At 70.9% G+C, this 21,198-nt stretch carries 22 protein-coding genes; 4 read left to right on the top strand and 18 right to left on the bottom strand.

From position 1 onward, the window contains the following. On the bottom strand, positions 1-579 hold the full coding sequence (locus KCH48_RS03725) for a TetR/AcrR family transcriptional regulator (protein WP_210570351.1): 579 nt from the start codon (positions 577-579) through the stop codon (positions 1-3). Between the two features lie 212 nt (positions 580-791). On the opposite strand from KCH48_RS03725, the gene KCH48_RS03720 reads away from it, so the two are divergent. Both KCH48_RS03720 and KCH48_RS03715 read left to right on the top strand, forming a co-directional pair. Next, positions 792-1,115, top strand: a complete 324-nt coding sequence (locus KCH48_RS03720) for a DUF6010 family protein (protein WP_246884846.1) — start codon at positions 792-794, stop codon at positions 1,113-1,115. Between the two features lie 67 nt (positions 1,116-1,182). Further along, the gene (locus KCH48_RS03715; protein ID WP_210570349.1) at positions 1,183-1,830 is read left to right on the top strand and encodes a lipoprotein; all 648 of its coding nucleotides are present in this window, start codon (positions 1,183-1,185) and stop codon (positions 1,828-1,830) included. 48 nt (positions 1,831-1,878) lie between these two features. Here the strand turns inward: KCH48_RS03715 and KCH48_RS03710 are convergent, their stop codons facing one another. The 3 genes from KCH48_RS03710 to KCH48_RS03700 all read right to left on the bottom strand — a co-directional run bounded on the left by KCH48_RS03710 (position 1,879) and on the right by KCH48_RS03700 (position 3,832). Continuing rightward, the gene (locus tag KCH48_RS03710) at positions 1,879-2,511 is read right to left on the bottom strand and encodes an SRPBCC family protein (protein ID WP_210570347.1); all 633 of its coding nucleotides are present in this window, start codon (positions 2,509-2,511) and stop codon (positions 1,879-1,881) included. Beyond that, positions 2,504-2,866, bottom strand: coding sequence for a helix-turn-helix transcriptional regulator (locus KCH48_RS03705; protein ID WP_210570345.1), 363 nt, complete (start codon positions 2,864-2,866; stop codon positions 2,504-2,506). The genes KCH48_RS03710 and KCH48_RS03705 overlap by 8 nt, the downstream gene beginning before the upstream one ends. 69 nt (positions 2,867-2,935) lie before the next feature. Next, on the bottom strand, positions 2,936-3,832 hold the full coding sequence (locus tag KCH48_RS03700; protein ID WP_210570343.1) for a LysR family transcriptional regulator: 897 nt from the start codon (positions 3,830-3,832) through the stop codon (positions 2,936-2,938). Between the two features lie 118 nt (positions 3,833-3,950). Between KCH48_RS03700 and KCH48_RS03695 the strand changes: the two genes are divergently transcribed. Beyond that, positions 3,951-4,301 (top strand): DoxX family protein, encoded by a 351-nt coding sequence (locus KCH48_RS03695; RefSeq protein WP_210570341.1) that lies wholly within the window; start codon positions 3,951-3,953, stop codon positions 4,299-4,301. A gap of 107 nt (positions 4,302-4,408) precedes the next feature. On the opposite strand, the gene KCH48_RS03690 is transcribed toward KCH48_RS03695, so the two are convergent. The 4 genes from KCH48_RS03690 to KCH48_RS03675 all read right to left on the bottom strand — a co-directional run bounded on the left by KCH48_RS03690 (position 4,409) and on the right by KCH48_RS03675 (position 7,538). Further along, on the bottom strand, positions 4,409-4,855 hold the full coding sequence (locus tag KCH48_RS03690) for a hypothetical protein (RefSeq protein WP_210570339.1): 447 nt from the start codon (positions 4,853-4,855) through the stop codon (positions 4,409-4,411). A gap of 39 nt (positions 4,856-4,894) precedes the next feature. Beyond that, complete coding sequence (locus KCH48_RS03685; RefSeq protein WP_210570337.1) at positions 4,895-5,347, bottom strand: SHOCT domain-containing protein; 453 nt, start codon at positions 5,345-5,347, stop codon at positions 4,895-4,897. A gap of 113 nt (positions 5,348-5,460) precedes the next feature. Continuing rightward, entirely contained in the window at positions 5,461-6,804 is a 1,344-nt protein-coding gene (locus KCH48_RS03680) for a hypothetical protein (RefSeq protein WP_210570335.1), read from the bottom strand. A gap of 71 nt (positions 6,805-6,875) precedes the next feature. Then, complete coding sequence (locus KCH48_RS03675; protein WP_210570333.1) at positions 6,876-7,538, bottom strand: HdeD family acid-resistance protein; 663 nt, start codon at positions 7,536-7,538, stop codon at positions 6,876-6,878. A gap of 219 nt (positions 7,539-7,757) precedes the next feature. Between KCH48_RS03675 and KCH48_RS03670 the strand changes: the two genes are divergently transcribed. Next, positions 7,758-9,167 carry a DUF2252 domain-containing protein gene (locus KCH48_RS03670; RefSeq protein WP_210570331.1) on the top strand — a complete coding sequence of 470 codons (1,410 nt, stop codon included), beginning with the start codon at positions 7,758-7,760 and terminating at the stop codon, positions 9,165-9,167. A 3-nt stretch (positions 9,168-9,170) separates the two neighbouring features. Here KCH48_RS03670 and KCH48_RS03665 read toward each other — a convergent pair whose 3' ends face one another. The 10 genes from KCH48_RS03665 to KCH48_RS03620 form a co-directional block, all read right to left on the bottom strand. Continuing rightward, positions 9,171-9,368 carry a hypothetical protein gene (locus KCH48_RS03665; protein WP_210570329.1) on the bottom strand — a complete coding sequence of 66 codons (198 nt, stop codon included), beginning with the start codon at positions 9,366-9,368 and terminating at the stop codon, positions 9,171-9,173. 145 nt (positions 9,369-9,513) lie between these two features. Further along, positions 9,514-10,029 (bottom strand): hypothetical protein, encoded by a 516-nt coding sequence (locus tag KCH48_RS03660; protein WP_210570327.1) that lies wholly within the window; start codon positions 10,027-10,029, stop codon positions 9,514-9,516. 15 nt (positions 10,030-10,044) lie between these two features. Beyond that, positions 10,045-11,661, bottom strand: coding sequence for an MFS transporter (locus tag KCH48_RS03655; RefSeq protein ID WP_210570325.1), 1,617 nt, complete (start codon positions 11,659-11,661; stop codon positions 10,045-10,047). A gap of 144 nt (positions 11,662-11,805) precedes the next feature. Continuing rightward, a complete protein-coding gene (locus tag KCH48_RS03650) occupies positions 11,806-14,469 on the bottom strand; it encodes a LuxR C-terminal-related transcriptional regulator (protein ID WP_307840785.1) in 2,664 nt (887 codons plus the stop codon). Between the two features lie 12 nt (positions 14,470-14,481). After that, entirely contained in the window at positions 14,482-15,483 is a 1,002-nt protein-coding gene (locus KCH48_RS03645) for a formylglycine-generating enzyme family protein (protein WP_210570321.1), read from the bottom strand. Then, positions 15,480-16,964, bottom strand: coding sequence for a sulfatase-like hydrolase/transferase (locus KCH48_RS03640; protein ID WP_210570913.1), 1,485 nt, complete (start codon positions 16,962-16,964; stop codon positions 15,480-15,482). Before KCH48_RS03640 ends, KCH48_RS03645 begins: the two co-directional genes overlap by 4 nt. Positions 16,965-17,052: 88 nt before the next feature. Continuing rightward, positions 17,053-18,039 (bottom strand): aliphatic sulfonate ABC transporter substrate-binding protein, encoded by a 987-nt coding sequence (locus KCH48_RS03635; RefSeq protein ID WP_210570319.1) that lies wholly within the window; start codon positions 18,037-18,039, stop codon positions 17,053-17,055. 66 nt (positions 18,040-18,105) lie between these two features. Then, a complete protein-coding gene (locus tag KCH48_RS03630) occupies positions 18,106-18,885 on the bottom strand; it encodes an ABC transporter ATP-binding protein (protein WP_210570317.1) in 780 nt (259 codons plus the stop codon). Next, positions 18,882-19,694 carry an ABC transporter permease gene (locus tag KCH48_RS03625; RefSeq protein ID WP_210570314.1) on the bottom strand — a complete coding sequence of 271 codons (813 nt, stop codon included), beginning with the start codon at positions 19,692-19,694 and terminating at the stop codon, positions 18,882-18,884. The genes KCH48_RS03630 and KCH48_RS03625 overlap by 4 nt, the downstream gene beginning before the upstream one ends. A 19-nt stretch (positions 19,695-19,713) precedes the next feature. After that, the gene (locus tag KCH48_RS03620; protein WP_210570912.1) at positions 19,714-20,955 is read right to left on the bottom strand and encodes an ROK family transcriptional regulator; all 1,242 of its coding nucleotides are present in this window, start codon (positions 20,953-20,955) and stop codon (positions 19,714-19,716) included. Between the last annotated feature and the right edge of the window lie 243 nt (positions 20,956-21,198).

Raw genomic sequence — 21,198 nt, 5'->3', positions numbered from 1 at the left:
TCAAGAGGTGGGGTGGGCGGGCCAGTTGCGCAGCAGGGTGTCGAGGGCGTCCAGGACCCGCGCCCAGGACTCCTCGCTGTCGGGGGCGCTGTGGCTGAAACCGCCCGCGCCTTCGAGGCTCGCGTAGCCGTGGAAGACGCTGCCCAGCAGCCGCACGGCGTGGGTCTCGTCGGGTTCCGCCAGGTCGTAGCCGCGCAGGATCGCCCGCATCATCCGGGCGTGCCGGACCCCGGCACTGGCGGCCGCCGTCTCGGGATCGAGTCTCATCCGGGCGGCCGCGGCCCGGCCGGGGTGCTCGTGGGCGTAGTCGCGGTAGACGTTCGCGAACGCGGTCAGGGCGTCCTTGCCGGCCCGCCCGGCCACCGCGTCGGCGGACAGGTCGGCCAGTTCCTCCAGCGCGAACAGGGCGATCCGGGTCTTGAGGTCCTGGGAGTTCTTCACATGCGAGTACAGACTCGCGACCTTGACGTCGAACCGACGGGCGAGCTCGGAGACAGTCACCTGATCGAAGCCGACCTCGTCGGCCAGTTCCGCGCCTGCCCGGATCAGGCGTTCTGTTGTCAGCCCCACTCGTGCCATAACCGTCCTCTCGTTCACCGAAATCGATTATGCACTTGCCTAAAGCTCTTAGGCAAATCACCTGGACCATTCGACTTCGCCTTACGGTGGCGGCATCCCGTCGGAAGGTGTCGGTAATCCCCCTGGGGCGCGACCCGGTACGGACCTAGCGTGTGAGCCGTCCCGCCGCGCGGCCGACGTACCGTCCCCACCGGCGCCGCTTCAACGCGGTCATGGTCGCCGGAGCCGGTGCCGCCTACCTCGGGACCGGCGGTCTGGGCGGGTGGGAGTTCGCCTTCACCGCGCTCGTCACTTACGTCGCCTTCCGTGGCCTGGACTCGTGGACGTTCATCGGCATCGGCTGGCTGCTGCACACGGTGTGGGACGTCATCCACCTCATCAAGGGCAGCCCTCTGATCCCCTTCCTGCACGATTCGTCGCTGGGGTGCGCCATCTGCGATCCCGTCATCGCGCTGTGGTGCCTGTCAGGCGGACTGTCACCGCGCGAGCTCCTCCGCCGGGGAAGGCCCGCTGCCGTCCACGACCAGGCAGTATGACGTCCGCGAGCGTCGCCGACGGGCCTCCGATACAGTGTCCCGCCGGGATCACTGGGGAGGGGATTCGATGCAGGTCAGGGCGGGGATCGCGGGGCGTGGTGCGGTGCATGTGGCGTTGCTGGCGGGGGTGCTGACGGGGTGTTCGCAGGCCACGCCTCAGAAGCCTGAGGACAAGCGGGCCTCGGCGTCGGCGAGCGCCGACGGGACGGTCGCCGCAAAGGGGGGCACCATCGGCGCGAAGGGCTCCTCCTGCGCACTCCCGGTCACCTTCGACATCGCCGAGGAGTGGACGGCCGAGACCGTGGACGTCGGTCCTGCCGCCGGGGACATCGCCGACGAGCTTCTCCGTCGGGGCCCGGTCACCCTCACCTGCGAGATCGACGCCAAGCCCGCGGGGAACATCGGCTACCTGCGCGTCTGGACCGGCACCCCGGCCAAGGGCGACGCGCGCGCCGTACTGGAGGCATTCGTCGAGGCCGAGGCCGGCGCGAGCAAGGAGACGTACCGGACGTTCAAGACGGGCGGTCTCGACGGCGCGGAGGTGGAGTACCTCTACACCAGCGAACTCCTGGACGAGACGAAGAAGGAGCGCGCCCTCGCCGTCGTCACATCCGACGGACCGGTCGTCATGCATCTCGGAGGCATGGACACCGAGGAACACGAGGAGATGCTCCCGGCGTATCAGCTCGCCAAGCGGACCCTGCGCGGCAACTGAGCACGGAGGCCCGGCGCGGCGACCGGGGCCGGTGACGATCCGGGCCTTCTACGCTCCCGTATAGAACGCGATCGTCGCAGCCGTCGTGGCCGCCACGACCTCGGCCTCCGCACCGGATGCGGCGTACGCGGCACCCCATGCCTCCCCCGAGCGCGTCGCGAACTCCCTGCCCTCGGGCGAGGTGTCCCAGGCCTCCGCCTCCTCCCTGCTGATCTCGCCGCCCGCCAGGTGCCTGTCGAGTCCGAGGAGCCCCAGGTCCCAGCCGACACCGACCGAGCCGGGCCCGTACTGGTCCCAGAAGTCGTCCGGCACCACGGCCACATGCTCCAGCTCCAGCACCGTGCGGTCCGCGCCGTCCGGCGTGAGTCGCACCTCGACCTCACTGAAGCCGGGGTCGGGCCCGTACAACCAGCTCACGCGCAGCCGGGTCGGCTCGGCGCACTCGAGGATCTCGCCGCCGGCGTTGCCCTCCAGTTGGTAGCGCCCGCCGAGCTTGAGCTCACCGCTGACCGGCAGGAACCAGCGGCTGATCCGCTCGGGCGAGGTCACGGCGTCCCACACGTCGACGATGTCGGCGTCGAAGGTCCGCCGCAGGAGCACCGTCTTCGCCTCGCCCGCCTCGACCTGGCGGGCGCCGACCTCACGGTGGCGACGGTTGATCTCGTCGACGATGTCACTCATCCCCGCTCACTCCCTTTTCTTCCTCTCTCAGCCTGCGCTCGCGCTTGCCCCGCGCGAGCTCCGTCCCGAGCGCGTCGAGCCGCTGATCCCAGAACCCCCGGAACCGCTCCAGCCAGGCGTCCACCTCGCGCAGCGGCGCGGCGTCGACGGCGTACAGCCGCCGGGTGCCTTCCGCGCGCACGGACGCGAAGCCGCTCTCCCGCAGCACCCGCAGGTGCTGCGAGACGGCCGGCTGGGAGATCCCGAACTCGCCCCGGATCACGGCACTGATCTCGCCCGACGCCTGCTCACCGGATGCGAGTAGCTCCAATATCCGGCGCCTGACCGGATCCCCAAGGACGTCGAAGGCGTGCACGGGAACGACTATGCCATCGTCGACTTATATAAGGCAAGGCTTAAGGAGGGGCCCGGGGCCCTGCAGCGGTCAGTCCGCGACGCCGTACTCCAGGCAACAGTGGACGAAGTCCTGGACGGCCGGATGGGTGTCGTCGGCGGGCGCCCAGGCGACGGCCACCTGGCTGGGGCCGATGCCGCTGACGGGGCGGTAGACGATGCCGGGGCGAGCGTAGAAGCGGGCGGCGGACGCGGGGGCGAGGGCTACGCCGTAGCCGTTGGCGATGGCGTTCAGCCAGTCGTCGGGCAGGTCGGTGACGGCGCCGATGCGGACGGGGTGGCCCTCGCGTTCGTCCATGGCCAGCCAGTACTCACGCCACCGGCCGGTCTCGGCCGGTGCGGCGACGAACGGCTCGTCCCACAGGTCCTGGAAGCGGATCTCGTCGTGGGCGGCGAGGGCGTGGTCCGCGGGCAGGGCCACCCAGCGCGGTTCGGTGAAGAGCGGCTCCGTGCGCAGTGTGTCCTGTCCCGGGAAAGGGAGCCGTAGCAGTGCCACGTCGACCTCTCCGTCGGCGAGGCCGCCGCTCGGGTCGGACCAGGAGGCCTGGCGCATGTCCGCGCGCCAGCCGGGGCGGCGCCGGGAGAACTCCGCGACGATACGCGGGGTCGCCTCGTTGGCGGCGCTGGCGAGGAAGCCGACGCGCAGCACTCGGGCGGCCCGGCTGGCGGTGCTCTTGGTCTCCCGCAGCACCTGGTCCCACGCGGCCAGCAGGGCGGGCGTCCGCTCGGCCAGGGCACGGCCCGACGCGGTGAGGGTCATGCCGGTGCGGGAGCGTGTGAACAGCCGTACGCCCAGCTGTGTTTCGAGTTGCTTGATCTGTTTGGTCAGCGCCGGTTGGGAGACGTAGAGGCGTTCCGCGGCGCGGGTGAGGGTGCCGTCCTCCGCGACGGCGACGAAGGAGCGCAGCAGCCGGGTGTCCACATCCATGCCGTCAGGTTATGGACGCAGGTATTGGACGTCGCCGTAGGGCGCGACGAGGCTGTTCAGCGAGCCCCGGTCGAAGGGACGACATCGAAGCAACGGCATCGAAGGGAGGGCGGGATACATGGTCACCGCCTACGTGTTCGTCACCGTCGTCACGATCCTGGCCAACGCGGCGATCGCGGGCGCCGACTTCGCGAGGGCCCGGTTCGTCCTGGCGAACTCGGCCGCGGTGGAGGTGCCGCGGTCGTGGCTTCCGTGGCTCGGTGCGCTCAAGGCCACGGGAGCCGCCGGTCTGCTCCTCGGGCTGCTCGGGGTCCCGGGCGTCGGGATCGCCGCGGCCGCGGGGCTCGTGCTGTTCTACGTGGGCGCCGTGGCCGCGCATGTCCGGGCCCGCGTGTTTGCCACGATGGTGTTTCCGGGCGGCTTCCTGGCGCTGGCTGTCGCTGCGCTCGTGCTGGGGGTCGCACGCTAGGCGCTCCGCGGGAAGTGGCGCCAGCAATCGGCCTCGGGTCCGTTGTGGCTGGTCGCGCAGTTCCCCGCGCCCCTTCGGGGCGCTGCCGAACCCCAGCGGAGTTGGACTCAGAGCTGCCGGGGCGAGCCCTCGGCCGATGCGGCGGACTGGTTGTCACGGGACACGCACAGGGCCCAGATGATGAAGCCGGATATCGCGATCATCACGACCGACCAGACCGGGTAGTACGGCAGGGAAAGGAAGTTGGCGATGAGGACCAGCCCGGCGATGGCCACACCCGCGACGCGTGCCCACATCGCGGACTGGAACAGCCCGAAGGCGATGAGGACGGCGACCGCGCCGAGGGCCAGGTGGATCCAGCCCCAGCTGGTGAGGTCGAACTCGAAGACGTAGTCCTGGGTCGTGACGAAGACGTCGTCCTCAGCGATCGCGGCGATGCCTCGCAGGATGTCGAGGACGCCCCCAATCATGAGCATGACGGCTGCGAAGACGGTCAGGCCGCCGGCCCATGCCTGGCCGGCCGTCCGCGGGTGTGCGGGGTGTGTGGCGGTCATCCTGCTGCCTCGATTCGGTGTGGTGTGGTCCGGCGTCGCTCAGCGGCCGGAGGGGGGTGACGGGGGTCCGTAGTCGCTCAGGACCAGTTCCTTCGCCCTGCTGAACTCCTCGTCCGTGATGTCACCGCGGGCACGGATCTCGGACAGCTTGGCGAGTTCGTCCGCGCTGGTGGGCCGGTGCTCACCGGCGCCGGCGGTCTCCCGGACGTACTTGTCGAAGGCCTCCTGCTGTGCACGGGCCTGCGCCACCTCGCGGTGCCCCATGTTCTTGCCGCGGGCGACGACGTAGACGAAGACACCGAGGAAGGGCAGGACGATGCAGAACACCAGCCAGCCGGCTTTGACCCCGCCGCTCAGGTCGTCGTCACGGAAGATGTCGACGATGACCCGGAAGAGCAGGACGAACCACAGGATCCACAGGAAGACCACGAAGATGGTCCAGAAGGCGCTCAACAGCGGATAGTCGTACGCGAGGTACGTCTGTGCGCTCATGTCTCTCCTCCGTCCAGGGCGCTCGCCGGCGCTCGCCCGGCAGCCGTTCGGTTTCAGCGTGCCCACGGCAAGGATCGGGTGGCCTCACCCGAGGCGGGTGAGCGTGGGGGTCATCAGGTTCCTGCTTCCGCCCGGCCCGGTTCGCCGTCGGCCGCGCCCGTCGCGGCGAGCACCTCGATGACGGCCAGCACCACCAGGACCAGGACGAGAACGAGCACCACCACACCCACCGTGGGGTGATTCCAGAGCAGGAGCGCCAGGGCACCCGCCCCGATGACGGCGCCGCCGGTCCACGAGCGGTGCGCGTCCAGCCAGCGACCCGTCGAACCGGTGCGCACCACGGGGGTACCGCTCAGCGCCCGCCCTGCCGCTGTGGCACCCCGCCGGGCCAGGCTCCGTACACCCCGGGCCACCCGGCCCGGACCGTACATGTAGGCGGCCAGGGCCGTGATCACGGCGACGACGAGGAGCGTGCGGGCGCTGTCGCGCAGGAAGCGGAGGAAGGTGTCGAAGATCGCCGCGGCGGCGTCGGTCGGCAGCGTCGCCGAGGGGACCGAGTCCAGGTAGACCCGGCGTACGACGGCCAGCGCGACGAGCAGCACCACCATCATCACGCCGATGCCGACGGCCGTGATCATCAGCATCACCCGGTGTGCGGGAGCGGTCCACACGGCGAGGGCGGCCAGGGCGACGGTCAGCACGGGCAGCCAGGTGCCCATGATGTCCAGCAGCCGCATCGCGTCCTGTGCCTGGCTCAGCTCCTCGGTGTGGAACAGCGTGACGGTGCGGTCGACGTCCGGGATGGCGGCGGCCTTGTCGAAGCCCTGGTCGACCAGGCGCTGCCGTACTTGGTCGACGACGGTTCCGATGTCCAGCTGGACGGTGTCGCCCGTCGCCCGCAGCGGGCCCTCGCGCTCTCCGGTGAGTACGTTCACGACGGCGGCGTGCGCCTCTCGGTTGGAGGTCTCCCAGGCCTGCTGGAACGCGTCGCTGGTGATCACGCGCTCGACGTTGTTGTGCACGACGGTCGTCACCGCGGAGCGCAGCGGACCGGCGAGGTACCGCGACGCCTCCACCACGCGGGGTGGCGCGCCGGCGTCGGCAAGCGTCTTCGACAGCGCGGCGGCCACCGCCTCGACGTCGACCTGATCGACCACGCGTTTGGTCAGCCGGTCGGTCACGGCCTTCTGGACGGCGGGTTCGGATGCCAGCGGCGCGACGGTCTGGACGTACCGATCGGTGTCGGAGACCTCGTCGTCGACCCAGGCCGCGACGACGGCCAGCGGTGCGAGCAGGAGGGTCAGCAGGAACAGGACCGTGGCGCCCGCCTTGCGCGCTCGCCGGTGCCGTACGGTCGCGGCCCGGCGCAGCCGCTCGTACTCGGCGCGCTCCTCCTGGCTCAGGATGTGGCCGGTTCCGCCGGTGTGGGGCGCGTCGGGGATCTTGTCCGGGGCCATGGATCCTCCCGGGTCCTGTCTCCCCCCGAGGGCTACGGAGTTCCCGCGGAGCCACCGGCCTCCCCCGAGGGCTATGGAGTTCCCGCGGCGCCACCGGCCACCGGGACGCCCGCCCTGCGCAGTGCGGCCCGCCAGGCGAAGGCGACCGCTGCCTCGGCGAGGCCGAGCAGGACGAGCCAGAGACCGAGCAGCCGGGTCAGCGCGCGCGCCGACTCCGACGGCAGGGCCAGCACCACGATCCCCGCGACGATGCCGATCACCGCCACGCCGACGACGAAGCCACGGTGCGGCAGGTCTCTGGCGGCGATGGCCGTGTGGAGGGTGAGGATGCCGGACACCAGCCAGACGACCCCGACGATCAGCGAGAGCGCGGCGATGGTCTGCAGCGGGTTCCTCAGGCAGAGCACCCCCGCCAGGACGTACAGCAGGGCGAGGAGCAGCCGGGTCACCCGTTCGCCCGGCTCTTCGCGGGCGAACGCCTCGACGAACCGGAAGGCCGCCATCACGAGCAGATACAGGCCGATCAGGACCGCCAGGACGTGCAGGGTCTCGTCCGGCCAGACCAGGATGAGAATGCCCGGCACGAGCGTGGCGATCGCCGAGCCGAGGGGCCACGTCCAGGAGCGTCCGAGCGACGCGAGGGCCTCCGCGGGGTCACCCGTCGGTCCGGGGACCGCCCCGCCCGGCATGTGCTCCGGTCCGGTGCGCGGCGCCGGACCACGCGACACGGTCATGGCTCCTCCTCGCGTGATCGGGCGGATCGCTCCCGGACCGCCGGCGGGGCGGCGTGCGGAGACCTCACGGGCCAGCGTCCCGCCCTGCGCCGGCGGCCGGGTCACCCGCGGCGGGTGATCCGGGCACACCACCGGGGCGATGAGGTGGGTGGGAGCGGAGATGCGCGCGACGATGCCTGGACAGCCGGCGGGCGGGCTGCTCCTGTCGGAGGTGGAGCCATGACCACACCCAGCGACTTCACGGCCTCCCTGTCCCCCGCCGACAGAGCGGCGTACGGCAGGAACGCGCGCAAGCGCGCCCCTCGTTCGCGCCAGGCGTGGTTCGAGACGGGACCGGAGCGCCCCGACCCGATCGATGTGATCGAGCGCCAATCGGCCCCGCGGGTGCCGGAGTTGGTCCCGATCCGGTACGGCCGCATGCTCGAGTCCCCGTTCCGCTTCTACCGGGGCGCGGCAGCGATCATGGCGGCGGACCTCGGCCCTCTCCCGAACAGCGGGCTGACGGTCCAACTCTGCGGCGACGCCCACCTGCTGAACTTCCGGCTGCTGGCCTCGCCCGAGCGCCGTCTCGTGTTCGACATCAACGACTTCGACGAGACCCTGCCCGGGCCCTTCGAGTGGGACGTCAAACGGCTGGCGGCCAGCTTCGCGATCGCCGGCCGGGCCAACGGGTTCTCGGTCGGAGAGCAGGACGAAGCGGTCCTGACCTGCGTACGCGCCTATCGGCAGCGCCTCCGGGAGTTCGCCGGCATGCGCACCCTGGACATCTGGTACGCGCAGGACGACGCCGACCGGCTGGGGGAGCTGATGGCCGAGTCGATGAGCAAGCGGGCCCGGCGCCGTACCGCCGAAGCGACCGCACGCGCCCGTACCCGCACCTATCTCCAAGCCGTCGACAAACTCACCCGGATCACCGAGGAAGGCCGCCGGATCGCACCGGACCCGCCGCTGATCACCCCGCTCCAGGACCTGTTGACCGACCCGTCGGACGACGCGCAGGAGAAGGAACTCCAGACCCTCGTGGAGGACTACGCGCACACCCTGTCGTCCGAGCGCCGGCACCTGCTGCGCCACTACCGCCTGGTCGACATGGCCCGGAAAGTGGTGGGCGTCGGCAGTGTCGGCACGCGGTGCTGGGTCCTGCTACTGCTCGGCCGGGACGACGACGATCCCTTGCTGCTGCAGGCCAAGGAGGCGCAGGAGTCGGTGCTCGCGGCCCACACGGGCGGTACCTCCTACGACAACCAGGGCCGCCGTGTGGTGACCGGGCAGCGGCTGATCCAGACGACCAGCGACATCTTCCTGGGCTGGACGCACGTCGTGGGCCTCGACGGGCGCGGCCGGGACTTCTACGTACGGCAGCTGCGGGACTGGAAGGGCATCGCGCGGCCGGAGACCATGGACCCCTATCTGCTGCGCCTGTTCGGGCAGTTGTGCGGCGGCAGCCTGGCGCGTGCCCACGCCCGCTCCGGTGACCCCGTCGCCATCGCCGCCTACCTCGGCGGGAGCGACCGCTTCGACCGCGCACTCACGGGCTTCGCCCAGGCCTACGCCGACCGGAACGAGCGCGACTTCGAGGCGCTGGCCGCCGCGGCCCGCTCCGGGCGGGTGCGTACGCAGAGCCTGTGAGGGTCACTCCGGCAACTGGCGCATCTCCACGACCCGCAGCCCCAGCGACTGGCAGCGGGCCAGCAGACCGTACAGCTGCGCCTCGTCGACGACGGGGCCGAACAGGACGGTCTGACCGGCCATCACCACATGGTCCAGCTCCGGAAAGGCCTTGGCCAGCGTCTGAGACACATGGCCTTCGACGCGGATCTCGTAGCGCATGAGCTGCCCTCCCGCGGCGGCCTGGGATGGGCGGAGTCCGTCCTCACCTGCGATCGTCCGCGTCGCCGCGACGCCCGCCCTCACCCGCCGCAGGTGAAGTGACGGCTTCGTCGCGGCCGCGCCCGATCAGTGGTTCAGGTAGATATCAGTGGGTCAGGTAGATCTTGAACGAGATGATCAGCAGACCGAGCACCAGATTCACCGAGGCGGTGGTGACCATCAGCCGCCGGGAGGCACCGGCCCGTCGCGCCGCGGCCACCGACCAGCCCACCTGCCCGGCCACGGCCACGAAGAGCGCCAGCCAGAGCGCACCCGGAACATCGAGGCCGAGCAGAGGGCTGATGGCCACGGCGGTGGCGGGCGGGATGGCGGCGTTGACGATCGGCCACTCCTCACGGCACACCTCCAGCACGGTACGGCGGTTCAACCGCCGCTGTGCCAGACGGGCACCGAAGAGCTGGGCGTGCACGTGCGCGATCCAGAACGCCACCCCGGTGAGCAACAGCAGCAGCACCAGTTCCACGCGGGGAAAGTGGTCCAGGGTGCCGCCGGCCCCGACGACCACTGAGGCGGCGAGCATCGAGCCGTAGACGCCGCCGGTGTAGTCGGCGCGGGCCCGGCGCTCGGCAGCGCTCTGCGCGACATGCCCGGTCCTGGACATCGCGGCCTCCTCGAGTCAGCGGGACGGGCCCGTCGCGTCGGCCGGTGCCGCCTTCTCCGGCCGCCCGGTCCGGGTCGGGAGATGCCGCGTGACGAGGAAGCTCGCGAGGGTGATGCCCCCGGTGGCGAGGATCGCCGCTTTCAGGCCGTCGAGTTGAGCCGACGCGTAGGACTCCACGAGGGCGTCGACCTCGGACGGTGGCAGCCCGGCGCGTTCGGCGGCCGAGCGCGCCTGCTCGGTCGGGACGAAGGTGATGCCGGCGTTGAGGGCGATGCCGGTCTGCTGGCGTGCCTCCTCCGACAGCCGCGGGTCGTTCTCCACCTGCGCGGTGAAGGCGTGCGCCAGGGCTCCGATGAGCAGCGATCCGATGAGCGCGGTGCCCAGCGCGGAGCCCAACTGCTGGGCGGTGAACTGCAGTCCGCCGGCCTCGCTGCGTTCCTCCTCGCCGACGCTGGACTGAACGACGTTGCCCAGCTGCGAGGCGAGCAGACCCATGCCCACGCCGAGCAGCGCCATCGCCCCGGCGAACTGTGCGTCGTCGATGACCGGATCGATGGTGGCCAGCAGCCACACGATGGCCGCGGCGAGGGTCACCAGGGCCAGCCGGACCACCCGGCGCGGTCCCGCCAGCCGCCCCAGCCGCGCGGCGATCAGGGAGGCCGCGAGCATGGTGGCGGACACCGGCAGCAGCCGCAGACCCGTCTCGAAGGCGTCGAATCCCTGAACCACCTGCAGATACAGCGGGATGGCGAAGAACAGTCCCAGCAGGATGAGGTTCTGGCTCAGCAACGACATCAGGCCGGCCCGCAGCGCGGGCTTGCGCAGCAGAGCCAGATGCACCAGCGGTTCGGTGCCGTGCGCCTCGCGTCGCCGCTCCCAGTGGGCGAAGACGGCGAGTACGGCCGCTCCGGCGCCGATGACGAACAGCGTCGGCGCGAATCCCAGCACGGTGAAAGGCGGGTTGCGGGGCTGCACCCATCCCCATGAGCCGCTCTGCAGCACCCCGAGCACGCCCAGCGCCAGCCCGGCCGCCGACAGCGCGGCGCCGACCCCGTCCAGCCGGGTGCGCGGACCGGTCCGGGGCGCTTGGGTGATCACCCGGCGGAAGCACAGCATGGCCGCGACGACCACGACCTCGCCGGCGAAGACCAGCCGCCAGGTGAGATACGTCGTCACCCAGCCGCCGAGCAGCGGGCCGACCGCGATCCCCGCGCCGGCCAGTCCGCCGATGACGCCGTAGGCCACGGCCCGGTCCCTGCCCCGGTAGGACTCGGCGACGAGGGCCACCATGGCGGGCAGCACCATCGCGGCGCCGAGTCCTTCGATGACCGACCAGCCCAGCGTGAGCACCCACAGGGTGGGCGCGACGGCGGTCAGGGCCGATCCGGTGCCGTAGACGACGAGGCCGAGGAAGAACAGGCGACGTCGTCCGAAGATGTCTCCGAGTCTGCCGCCGACGATCATGAACGCCGCCATGACCAGCGCGTACAGCGTGATGACGGCCTGGATGGCGGTGACCTCGGTGTCGAAGTCCTCGACCAGTTGGCTGATGGACACGTTCATGACGGAGGTGTCCAGGACCATCAGGAACTGGGCGGTACCCAGGACGATCAGAGCCCGCCAGTGGTTCACGGTGTCTCCCTCGCCGAGTCGGCCCGGGATGCCGGCGGAATCGGCCGGGCAGCGGCCGGTCTGGGCCTGCCGCCGATTCCATGGCAGCCGAACCGACCGCCGGGCGCCTCACCCGTCACGGGCGAGCCGCTCCTCGGTGTGCGGTCACAGCAGCCGCAACTCGCGGGCCCGGCGGACCGCGTCGTTGCGCCGGTTCACCGCGAGCTTGCGGTAGACGCTCTTGAGGTGCGTTTTCACGGTGTTCACCGACACGTACAGATCAGCGGCGATCTCCTCGGTCGACATCATCTGGGCCAGCCGTCGCAGGACATCGCGCTCGCGTCCGCTCAGCTCCTCCACGACCGGCGCCCACGGCTGCGCCTGGGCGGATGAGGGGCCTGGGGTGAGCCAGCCGGCGCCCAGCCCGCGCAGGGGTTCCGTGCTCAGCAGGGGCCGCAGCCAGGGTCCGGCTTCGAGGAAGGGGCGCCGCAGCCGCTCTCGCCGGGCCTCGAGGAGGGCCTGGCCGACGTGTCTGCGCGCGGTGGCGGAGTCCCCCGCGCCGTCGGCGGCCTGCGCCCTCAGCAGCGCGGCCCGGACGGTCACCGCGGGGCCGGCGCGGCCCTCAGGGCGCGCACCGTCGAGCAGGTCCATCGCCACGTCCGGTCGCCCCGCGGCGAGTTCGGCCCGCGCGGCCCCGACGGTGCACGCCGGGTGGCTGTGGGGCACCGCCCGCAGGATCCTGGCGGCGGCTTCCGGTCGGCCTTCGGCCAGGTGTACGGCTGAGGCGACGAGCGCCGTCTGGCCCTCCGCCCAGGGTGAGACGACATCCGCCGGGACCGCCGGTTCCGCCGCTTCCAGGGCGGCCCGTGGGTGGCCGCGGGCCAGCAGCAGCCGCGCTGTGGCGATCATCCGGCCCGCCTCGGTCACCGGGTCCCGCAGCGCGGGAGGCGAGTCTGCCGCGGCGTCGAGGAGGGACTGGGCCTGCGCGAGCTCGTTGCGGTCCACGGCCACCGCGGCAAGGACCATCCGATCGATGCCGGAGCCGGACGGGGGGTCCCGGCTGAGCCGTTCCGTCTCGCTCATCGCCGCCAGGGCCTTGCGCTCCGCCCTGCCGGGCCAGCCGTTCAGGTAGTCGATCAACGCCAGGTGTCCCAGGGACTCCTCGCGCGGGAGGGCCGTGGCCGCTCCACCGGTGGTGCCGGCCACCGGGGACAGGGCGGCTCGTGCGTCCTCGAAGCGTCCGGCCCACAGCCGTGCCGAGCCCAGATGGGTCTGCGTGAGCGCGTTGAGCTCGGGATGCTTGTCCAGAAGGTGCTCGGGGACCTCCGTGCGCAGGTGCCGGGCCGCTTCCGCGGCCTGCTCCGCACGTCCCGGCGATCCGGTCAGCCGGGCCGCCAGGACTTCCAGCAGGGCCCAGCTCAGCCGGGCCGCCGCGGCTCCGGGGGCGTCGTCCGCGGCCAGGCTTTCCTCGGCGTGGCGCAGATGGGGCAGGCCACGGTCGAGGTCGCTCCGGGACAGCTCACGGGCCGCGCGGACCAGGCTCATGGCCGGGCTCTCGGCCTCGGGGCCCGTCCGGGAGACCAGCTCGGCCAGGTCGGCGGAGCGCGGGCCCGTGAAGAGCTGGCCGATCGCGAGTTCCTCGACCAGGGCGTTGGCGGTGAACTCCCAGTCGCCGGCGGCCATGCCGTGCGCGAGCATCTCCGAGAGGAACCCGGAGTGCCGCAGCCACCGTGCCGCTCGCCGATGGAGTTCGGGCTCCAGTCCGGGAGCACGTTCCCGCAGGTGTGCGCGCAGGATCTCCCCGAACAGCGGGTGGAGGCGGTACCAGGCGTGCCCGAGGTGCTCGACGAACGCGTTCGCGCGGTGCAGCCCGGCCAGCAGCGGCTCGGCATCGGTGCGCCCCGTCAGCGCGTTCGCCAGGTCGGGGCAGAAGCGCTCCAGGACGCTGACCCGCAGCAGCAGGTCCTGCGTCGGTGCGCTCTGCCGCTTGAGCACCTCCGCCAGCAGGAAGTCGGCCACCGCGCTGCGGTCCGCCTCGAACTCCTTCAGGTAGAGCTCGGGGTCCGGGCTGTCGAGCGCGGCCAGAGCGCACAGGCGCAGCCCGGCGGCCCAGCCCCGGGTGCGCTCGACGAGCGCGCGCACCGCGCTGACGCCGAGGCGCAAGCCGTGCCGGGCCACCAGCGTCGCCGCTTCCTCGGGAGTGAAGGCGAGCTCCGCTCCCCTGATCTCCGTCATGGCGCCGACGGCCCGGTAGCGGTGCAGGGGGAGCAGCGGTTCGGTGCGGGTGACCAGGATCAGACGCAGGCCCGCACCCGCGTGGTGCAGGACGAATTCCAGCTGATCGGCGATCTCCGGCGCTGACACACGGTCGTACTCGTCGAGCACGACGATCACAGGACGGTCGCGGGTGCTCAGATCGGCGGCGAGACGGGCCAGCAGCGTGTGGTCCACGTGGTGCGCGTCCGAGGGCCGGCCGACCGACGCGGGTACCGCGGTGCCGGAGGCGTGCAGGGCCTGCGTCAGATACGCCCAGAACATCCCGGGACCCTGGTCCACCGCGTCGGTGGTGAGCCAGGCGACAGGCCGGTCCAGCCCCGTGGCCCAGTCGGCGACCAGCAGCGTCTTGCCCGCGCCGGCGGCTCCGTTGACCATCGTCAACGGCGTCAGGAGAGCCTGGTCGAGATGCCGGACCAGCCTGTCCCGCCGGAGAAAGGTGGCCGGCCGCGCAGGCACGGCGAAACTCGCGGCCAGGAAGGGATCTCCCAGCGGATCGGCGCAGGGAGTGGCCGGTCCCGCCCCTTCGTCCTCGGTGCCGGACACGTCGGTCACCCCCACGGTCCGTCAGGTCATGGGCAGCTCTCTCCTCCTCAGGATCCCAGTGTTGCTCCGCATGCGCGCGCTGTCCGAGAAGGCGACCCGGAAGCCGAGGTTGCCCGTCGTGCTGTCGGCGGTGTTGGCCGTGCGGGCGGCGACGCGGTAGCGATTGCAGTACGAGTCGTGGCACAGGTACGAGCCTCCGCGCATGACCCTCAGCTCCGGGGACTCGGTGTCCCACGGGTCGGCGCACCACTCCCACACGTTTCCGCAAACGTTGTAGAGCCCGTATGCGTTCGGCGGGAAGGCGTGGACGGGCGCGGTGCCGGTGTAGCCGTCCTCGGCGGTGTTCTTGGTGGGGAAGGTGCCCTGCCAGATGTTGCAGCGATGCTCGCCGTCGGGGGTGAGTTCGTCGCCCCATGGGTAGCGGGCCTGGTCGAGGCCGCCGCGGGCGGCGTACTCCCATTCGGTTTCGGTGGGCAGCCGTCCGCCGGCCCACTCGGCGAACGCCTTGGCATCGGACCAGCCGACGTGGGTGACGGGATGATCCCAGCGCCCTTCGAGGTCGCTGCCGGGTCCCTCCGGGGTGCGCCAGGTGGCTCCCCGCACGCCGCACCACCACGGGGTGGCGTCGGGGCGGGGGGAGATGCGTCTCAAGTCGCCCGGCAGGAAGCGGGCGAAGACGTAGCTCCAGCCGTGGCGCTCGGCCTCGGTGCGGTGCCCGGTGTCCGCGACGAAGGCGGCGAAGCGGGCGGTGGTGACGGCGTAGGCGTCGATGGCGAACGCGTCCACGGCCACCTCACGGATGGGGCCCTCCCGGTCGCCGGGGTTGGCGTCCGCGTCCTCGGTGCCCATACGGAAGGTTCCGCCGGGCAGGGTGACGCGGGTGTCGTGGCCGGGCGGCCGCGTGCGTGCGGTGGGTGGCGTCGGCACGAGGGCGACCGGCCCCGCGCCGGCGGCATCGGCGCCGGCGCGGGAGGGGGCGCAGCAGGAGGGATGGGCCCGGCTCGCGCTCGGTGTGCTGCTCATCCCGCGCCGCCGGCCTTCTCGGTCTCGAACGACGACAGGGTTGTGTCGTGGTCGGTCGGCACGTCGTACATGGGTGTCATCCAGTGGAAGAAGTTGTCGCCGCGGTCCCGTAGCAAGCGGTACAGGCGGTGCATCAACTGTGTGCGTATGTCCCGGAGTTCGGGGTGGTCGTAGCGGTTGAGGAGCTCGTCCGGGTCGGTCTGCAGGTCGTACAGCTCGTTGTGCGACTCGGGGTTGACGACCAGCTTGTAGCGCCGGGTGCGGAGCATTCGCTGCGGGTAGGGGAAGTGGTGGCCGTGGTACTCGGCCAGATGGTGCTCGTCCCAGGCCGGTCGTTCGCCGCGGGCGAGGGGCAGCAGGCTGCGGCTGTCGACGGCCGGGGCGGGGTCGCTGCCGGCGAGTTCCAGGATGGTGGCCGTGTAGTCGGTGAGGGAGACGAACTCCTCGCGCACCTGGCCGGGTACGGCGCCCGGCACCCGCAGCAGCCCGGGGATGCGGTAGATGTCCTCGTACATGGCGGGGCCCTTGTCGTGCAGCCGGTGGGCGCCGGTGAACTCGCCGTGGTCGGCGGTGAAGCACACCGCGGTGCGCTCGTCCAGGCCCAGCTCCCGTACGGCGTCGAGGATGCGGCCGATCTGCTCGTCGATGAGCGTGACGTACCCCCAGTAGACGGCGATGAGTTTGCGGCTGTCCTCGATCGGCATGGTGTCGAACGCCCACAGCTTGCTGTAGTTGCTCTGCACGGGTGGTTTGCCCGCGAAGGTCTCGCCGATGGAGGCGGGCAGCTCCACCAGGTCCGGGTCGTACAGGTCGAAGTACTCGTCGGGGAGGATGTACGGCAGGTGCGGGCCGAAGAAGTGGGTGGCGAGGAAGAACGGGACGCCCTCCCCGGCCTGCTCGTTCCCGGCGAAGCGGTGGAGCATCTCGATGGTGCGGGTCGCCAAGTAGTACTCGAAGGTGGCCTCGACGGGCTGGTGCAGCCGGGCCGCGAGGAGGTTGCCGGGGCTGCCGTTGGGGGTCGTGCCGCGCATCCGGTCGCTGATGGCGTAGCCGGGCAGGCCGTTCTCCTTGAGGTAGGCCAGGTAGTCGGGGTGATCGACGGGGTTGTGCCAGCCGACGAGGTCGGGGCCCTGGAAGCCGTAGTCGGCGGCGGTGCGCCGGACGCCGCCGTGCCACTTGCCGAGGAGGCCCAGGTTGTAGCCCTCGCTGCGCAGTTGCTCGGCGAAGGTGAACTGGCCGTCGGCCAGGTCCTCCAAGTACCCTACGTTGCGCTCGTAGTTGGCGAGCAGCTTGTGTCTGAAGGGGGCCGCGCCGGTGAGCAGGCTGGCCCGGGCCGGAGTGCAGATGGCGGTCGGTGTGTAGCAGCTGTCGAAGCGGGTGCCCTGCGCGGCGAGCCGGTCCAGGTTGGGGGTGCGTACGTGCGGGTTGCCGTAGGCACCGAGGGTGTCGACGCGATGCTGGTCGGTCATGAGGAAGAGCATGTTGTGGCGCAAGACTGCTGCCTTTCGGGTCGTACGAGGCGTACTCGCGTTGCCTCGCGGGCGGGTCGGGACGGTGCAGGAGCCCGCCCTACTCGCCGCTTTGCGCCTTCTCGTAGAGCTCGCCCGCGTAGTACTCGGCCGGATCGGGGTTCTCGTCCAACTGCTTGTTGCGTACGAAGAAGTCGCCAAGTGTCTTCAGCCACTTGTCCACTTCACCGCTCTCCGACTTGGCGACCAGGTCCGCGGTGGAGAGGGTCTCGACGTGGGAGGCGTCGGCCTTCGTCTGGGCCTCGGAGACCTCGAGCATCTTCGCGGTGAGCGCGATGGTCTCCTCGGGGTGCTCCTGACGCCAGTCGTTGGCCTGCTGAAGGACCTTGACCACCTTGCTGTTCTTCTCCTCGGGCACCTTGTTGCCGGCGACGAACGCGGTGGGGAAGGAGTCCCCGGTGTCCTTGGTGCTGGCGACCTCCACCAGGTCCGGCACCTTCTGCTTGATGGTGTCGATGGCCGGATAGAAGAAGCCGGCGCCGTCGATCTGCCCGGACGAGAAGGCGGAGACGATCGTGGACGGATCCATGTTGACCTTGGAGATGTCCTTGTCGGTCATCCCGGCCTCCTCCAGCGCGATGTTGAGGATCATGTCGCCGGAGGTGCCCTCGGGCACGCCGATCCGCTTGCCCTTGAGGTCCTTCATGGACTCCATCCCGGGCTGGCCTATGACCCGGTCCGCGTACGTGAGCGTATTGATGGCGATGATCTTGGACTGGCCGGAAGCAGGCAACCACACGGCGCCGGGGCCGATGTAGCCGTAGTCCAGGTCGCCGGCACCGAGCGCCTGGATCTGCACCGGACCGTTGTTGAACGCCTTCACCTCCGCCGTCAGTCCGGCCTCCTTCCACAGGCCCTGCTCCTCGGCTATCGCCAGCAGGCTGGCCCCGTTGTAGTCGCCGATGTAGCCGAACTTGACCGTGGAGTCGTCGCCGGAGCCGCTCCCGGAACACGCACTCACGGACAGCGATAGCATGACTACGGCGGGCAGTGTCCTGAGGGCGTGCCTGACCGTGCTTCGGGACATGGTGGGTGGATCCTCTCGGTGCAGTACGAGGCAGTAAAGGGTGGGGAACGGAAAGCCGACCGGCGGTTATGCGGCCGAGGCGGCTTCGTCCTGGTGATAGACGGACGTCCAGACTTCGTTGCGGATGCGGCGGAACTCGGCGGACAGCCGGATCTCCTCCGTACGCGGATAGGGCAGGTCCACATCGATGACGCGGTGGATGCGCCCGGGGCCCGCCGCCATGACGACGACCCGGTTCGCCAGGTAGACGGCCTCGTCCACGTCATGGGTGATGAAGAGCACGGTCCGCTTCTCCTGGCTCCAGGTCGCAAGGAGCTGGTCCTGCAAGTGCACCCGGGTGAGCGCGTCGAGAGCACCGAACGGCTCGTCCATCAGCAGCACTTGAGGGTCCACCGCATACGCGCGGGCGATGGCGCAGCGCTGCTTCATGCCGCCGGACAGCGTCTTGGGCAGGGCGTCGGCGAACTCATCGAGTCCGACGAGGGCGATGGCCTCGTCCGCGCGCCGCCTGCGCTCCTCGGCGGGTACGGAGGCGAGTTTGAGCCCGAACTCCACGTTCTGCCGCACGGTCAGCCAGGGGAACAGGGCGTACTGCTGGAAGATCACCCCCCGGTCGGGGCCGGGACCCGACACCGGCTTCCCGTCGACCAGGACGCTGCCCGAGTCGGGCTCCTGCAGTCCCGCGGCCATACTCATCAGCGTGGACTTGCCGCAGCCGGACGGGCCCACGACGGTGACGAACTCCTGGTCCGCGATATCCAGGTCCACTCCGCCGAGTGCCGTGAACGTGGCGCCCTTCAGCGGGAACGTCTTCACCACGCCACGGAAACTGATCTTGCTGTTCATCGTCGCTCCTGCCAGCCGGTGAGGCGTCGCTCGGCCAGCAGCAACAGCCGGTCCATGACGAGCCCGAGTACTCCGATAGTGATCAGCGACACGAAGATCGCGTCCATGTCGAACCAGGTGGCCGCCTTCTGCATCCGGTAGCCCAATCCCTCCTGCGCGCCGATGAGTTCGGCGGCGACCACGGTGGCCCAGGACGCGCCGAGGCCGATCCGCATGCCGACGAGGATGAACGGCGTGGACGCCGGCACGACCACCTTGGCGAAGATGACGCGGTCCGAGGCGCCCAGCACCCGGGCGGCGTTGATCAGGGTCTTGTCCACGTCGACGACTCCCTGGAAGGAGGCCACGACGCAGGCCATGAACGAGGCCAGGTAGATCACGGCGATCTTCGGGACCTCGCCGATACCGAGCAGCACCACCGCGAGCGGGATCATCGCCAGCGGCGGGATCGTGCGGAAGAACTGGATGTACGGCTCGATCACGGCGCGCACCGCCGGGTACCAGCCCATGAGGAAGCCGACCGGGACCGCCACGACCACACCGAGGGCGTAGCCGATGAAGACCCGGCGCAGGCTGGCGAGCGTGTCGGAGGCCAGCGTGCCGTCGGCGATCATGGTGCCGGCATTGCTCGCCACCGCCGCAGGCGTGGGCAGGTTCTCGACGAGTCCAAGGGCGGCCACGACGGCCCAGGCGGCGACACCAGCCGCGAGCGCCAGTCCGCCCAGGACCAGTGGTCGGACGGTACGACGGTGTTGTTGCTGCCGCCGCTCAGGGGCGGCGGTCTTGTCGAGAGGGGTGATCACAGCCATGGGTTCCTCACTGGTGGCCTCATGCGTTCTCCTCGGAGACGGGCTGCGGGTAATGGGTGAGCAGGGGGGTTTCATGGAGTACGAGGGCGATGCCGCCCAGGGCGCTGCCGGCCTCGCCGAGCGTCGCGCGCCGCACGTCCACGTGGAGGCGGGCCAGCGGCATCAGGTGCTGCCGCAGGGCCTGTTCGACCGGTTCGAGCAGGGCGTTGCCGGCCTGGGCCAGTTCACCGCCGACGACGATGACGCCGGGGCCGACGGCGTGACAGACCGCGGCGAGGACTTCGCCGACCTCGCCGCCGACGCGGGCAAGGACCTCAAGTGCGGGCGGGTCGGCTGCCGTTGCGGCGTCCAGGAACCGTGCGGGGCTGTCCGCCCTGCCACCCGCCGCCCGGTAGCGGCGCAGGACCGCATCGAGTGAGGCGAGGGTCTCCAGGCAGCCGGTCTTGCCGCACTCGCACCGCTCGCCGGCCGGGTCCACGGTGATGTGCCCGAACTCGCCGGACAGTCCGTGCCTGCCCCGGTGCAGCGCGCCGCCCACGACCAGGCCGCCGCCCACGCCGTGCGAGAGCCTCAGGTACAGCACGTCGCCGCTGTCCGCCGCGGCACCCCACACCGCTTCGGCGAGCGCGGCGAGGCGGGTGTTGTTGTCGAGCAGCACCGGCACCCCGAACCGCTTGCGCAGCAGGTCCGGCAGACCGTCGATGCCCTGCGCGTGGGCGCTCTCGCTGCCGGGGTCGCTGGTCGGACCGACCACGCCGACGCCGATCGCACGGAGCGCGCCGAGATGGACGGCCTGTGCCCGCCCGGAGCCGCCGGCCCCCGACTCCCCCGGCGCACCGGTCGTCAGCGAGTCGAGCAGCCGTACGGCGATGTCCACCCGCTCGGGCCAGGACAGGTCCCCGGCATGCCCCTCGCTGGCCGAACCGACCACTTCGTGGGCGAGGTTGACCGCGGCGACGTGCACGGCACGGCGCGCGAAGTCGATGCCCACCGCCTCCCCGGCGGCCGGGTTGAGGCTGAGTTTCTCCACCGGACGCCCCCGCTTGCGCGCCTCGACGTACGGCGTGCCGGCGACCACCGCACCGCTGGTCACCAGGCCGGCGACGATGTCGTAGAGCGTGGTGCGGGAGAGCCCGCTACGGGTGCCCAGCTCGGCACGGCTCAGCGGACCGTACTTGCGGAGCTGCTCGAGTACAGCTTGCTCATGGCTGCGCCTCAGTCGTGTCAGCGGACCGTCGTGTGGGTGCATGCCGGACAGCATGTGGGGGCCGAATATTTTCGTCAACGAGTCGGACGAAATCATTTCACCGCCCCCACCCCTCGGACGCAGCCGACACCAGCGCTCGTGACCTGGGGTTACTTGAAAAGTCTACGTCACCACCCGGCTCGTAACGCTTCGATAACGCACGAAGACTGGGGCCGCCCCGGCCGAAACCACGCCCCCGGAGCACCCGATCCGGATTAATTTTCCGGGCTGTTGACGAAATACCGCTGCCGTTCGCAT

This window comes from Streptomyces sp. GESEQ-4 (genome assembly GCF_017948455.1).
Taxonomy (GTDB): domain Bacteria; phylum Actinomycetota; class Actinomycetes; order Streptomycetales; family Streptomycetaceae; genus Streptomyces.
The sequence above is the reverse complement of the archived record's forward strand: the minus strand, read 5'-3'. Positions and strand labels throughout refer to the sequence as shown.

What these genes read in the sequence shown, in the direction of transcription:
- KCH48_RS03695 (WP_210570341.1), top strand. Translation starts at nt 3,951, where the DNA reads ATGGTCACCGCCTACGTGTTCGTCACCGTCGTCACGATCCTGGCCAAC.
- KCH48_RS03685 (WP_210570337.1), bottom strand. Translation starts at nt 5,347, where the DNA reads ATGAGCGCACAGACGTACCTCGCGTACGACTATCCGCTGTTGAGCGCC.
- KCH48_RS03715 (WP_210570349.1), top strand. Translation starts at nt 1,183, where the DNA reads ATGCAGGTCAGGGCGGGGATCGCGGGGCGTGGTGCGGTGCATGTGGCG.
- KCH48_RS03625 (WP_210570314.1), bottom strand. Translation starts at nt 19,694, where the DNA reads ATGGCTGTGATCACCCCTCTCGACAAGACCGCCGCCCCTGAGCGGCGG.
- KCH48_RS03710 (WP_210570347.1), bottom strand. Translation starts at nt 2,511, where the DNA reads ATGAGTGACATCGTCGACGAGATCAACCGTCGCCACCGTGAGGTCGGC.
- KCH48_RS03670 (WP_210570331.1), top strand. Translation starts at nt 7,758, where the DNA reads ATGACCACACCCAGCGACTTCACGGCCTCCCTGTCCCCCGCCGACAGA.
- KCH48_RS03720 (WP_246884846.1), top strand. Translation starts at nt 792, where the DNA reads ATGGTCGCCGGAGCCGGTGCCGCCTACCTCGGGACCGGCGGTCTGGGC.
- KCH48_RS03645 (WP_210570321.1), bottom strand. Translation starts at nt 15,483, where the DNA reads ATGAGCAGCACACCGAGCGCGAGCCGGGCCCATCCCTCCTGCTGCGCC.
- KCH48_RS03675 (WP_210570333.1), bottom strand. Translation starts at nt 7,538, where the DNA reads ATGACCGTGTCGCGTGGTCCGGCGCCGCGCACCGGACCGGAGCACATG.
- KCH48_RS03725 (WP_210570351.1), bottom strand. Translation starts at nt 579, where the DNA reads ATGGCACGAGTGGGGCTGACAACAGAACGCCTGATCCGGGCAGGCGCG.
- KCH48_RS03680 (WP_210570335.1), bottom strand. Translation starts at nt 6,804, where the DNA reads ATGGCCCCGGACAAGATCCCCGACGCGCCCCACACCGGCGGAACCGGC.
- KCH48_RS03665 (WP_210570329.1), bottom strand. Translation starts at nt 9,368, where the DNA reads ATGCGCTACGAGATCCGCGTCGAAGGCCATGTGTCTCAGACGCTGGCC.
- KCH48_RS03690 (WP_210570339.1), bottom strand. Translation starts at nt 4,855, where the DNA reads ATGACCGCCACACACCCCGCACACCCGCGGACGGCCGGCCAGGCATGG.
- KCH48_RS03640 (WP_210570913.1), bottom strand. Translation starts at nt 16,964, where the DNA reads ATGCTCTTCCTCATGACCGACCAGCATCGCGTCGACACCCTCGGTGCC.
- KCH48_RS03635 (WP_210570319.1), bottom strand. Translation starts at nt 18,039, where the DNA reads ATGTCCCGAAGCACGGTCAGGCACGCCCTCAGGACACTGCCCGCCGTA.
- KCH48_RS03630 (WP_210570317.1), bottom strand. Translation starts at nt 18,885, where the DNA reads ATGAACAGCAAGATCAGTTTCCGTGGCGTGGTGAAGACGTTCCCGCTG.
- KCH48_RS03700 (WP_210570343.1), bottom strand. Translation starts at nt 3,832, where the DNA reads ATGGATGTGGACACCCGGCTGCTGCGCTCCTTCGTCGCCGTCGCGGAG.
- KCH48_RS03620 (WP_210570912.1), bottom strand. Translation starts at nt 20,955, where the DNA reads ATGCTGTCCGGCATGCACCCACACGACGGTCCGCTGACACGACTGAGG.
- KCH48_RS03660 (WP_210570327.1), bottom strand. Translation starts at nt 10,029, where the DNA reads ATGTCCAGGACCGGGCATGTCGCGCAGAGCGCTGCCGAGCGCCGGGCC.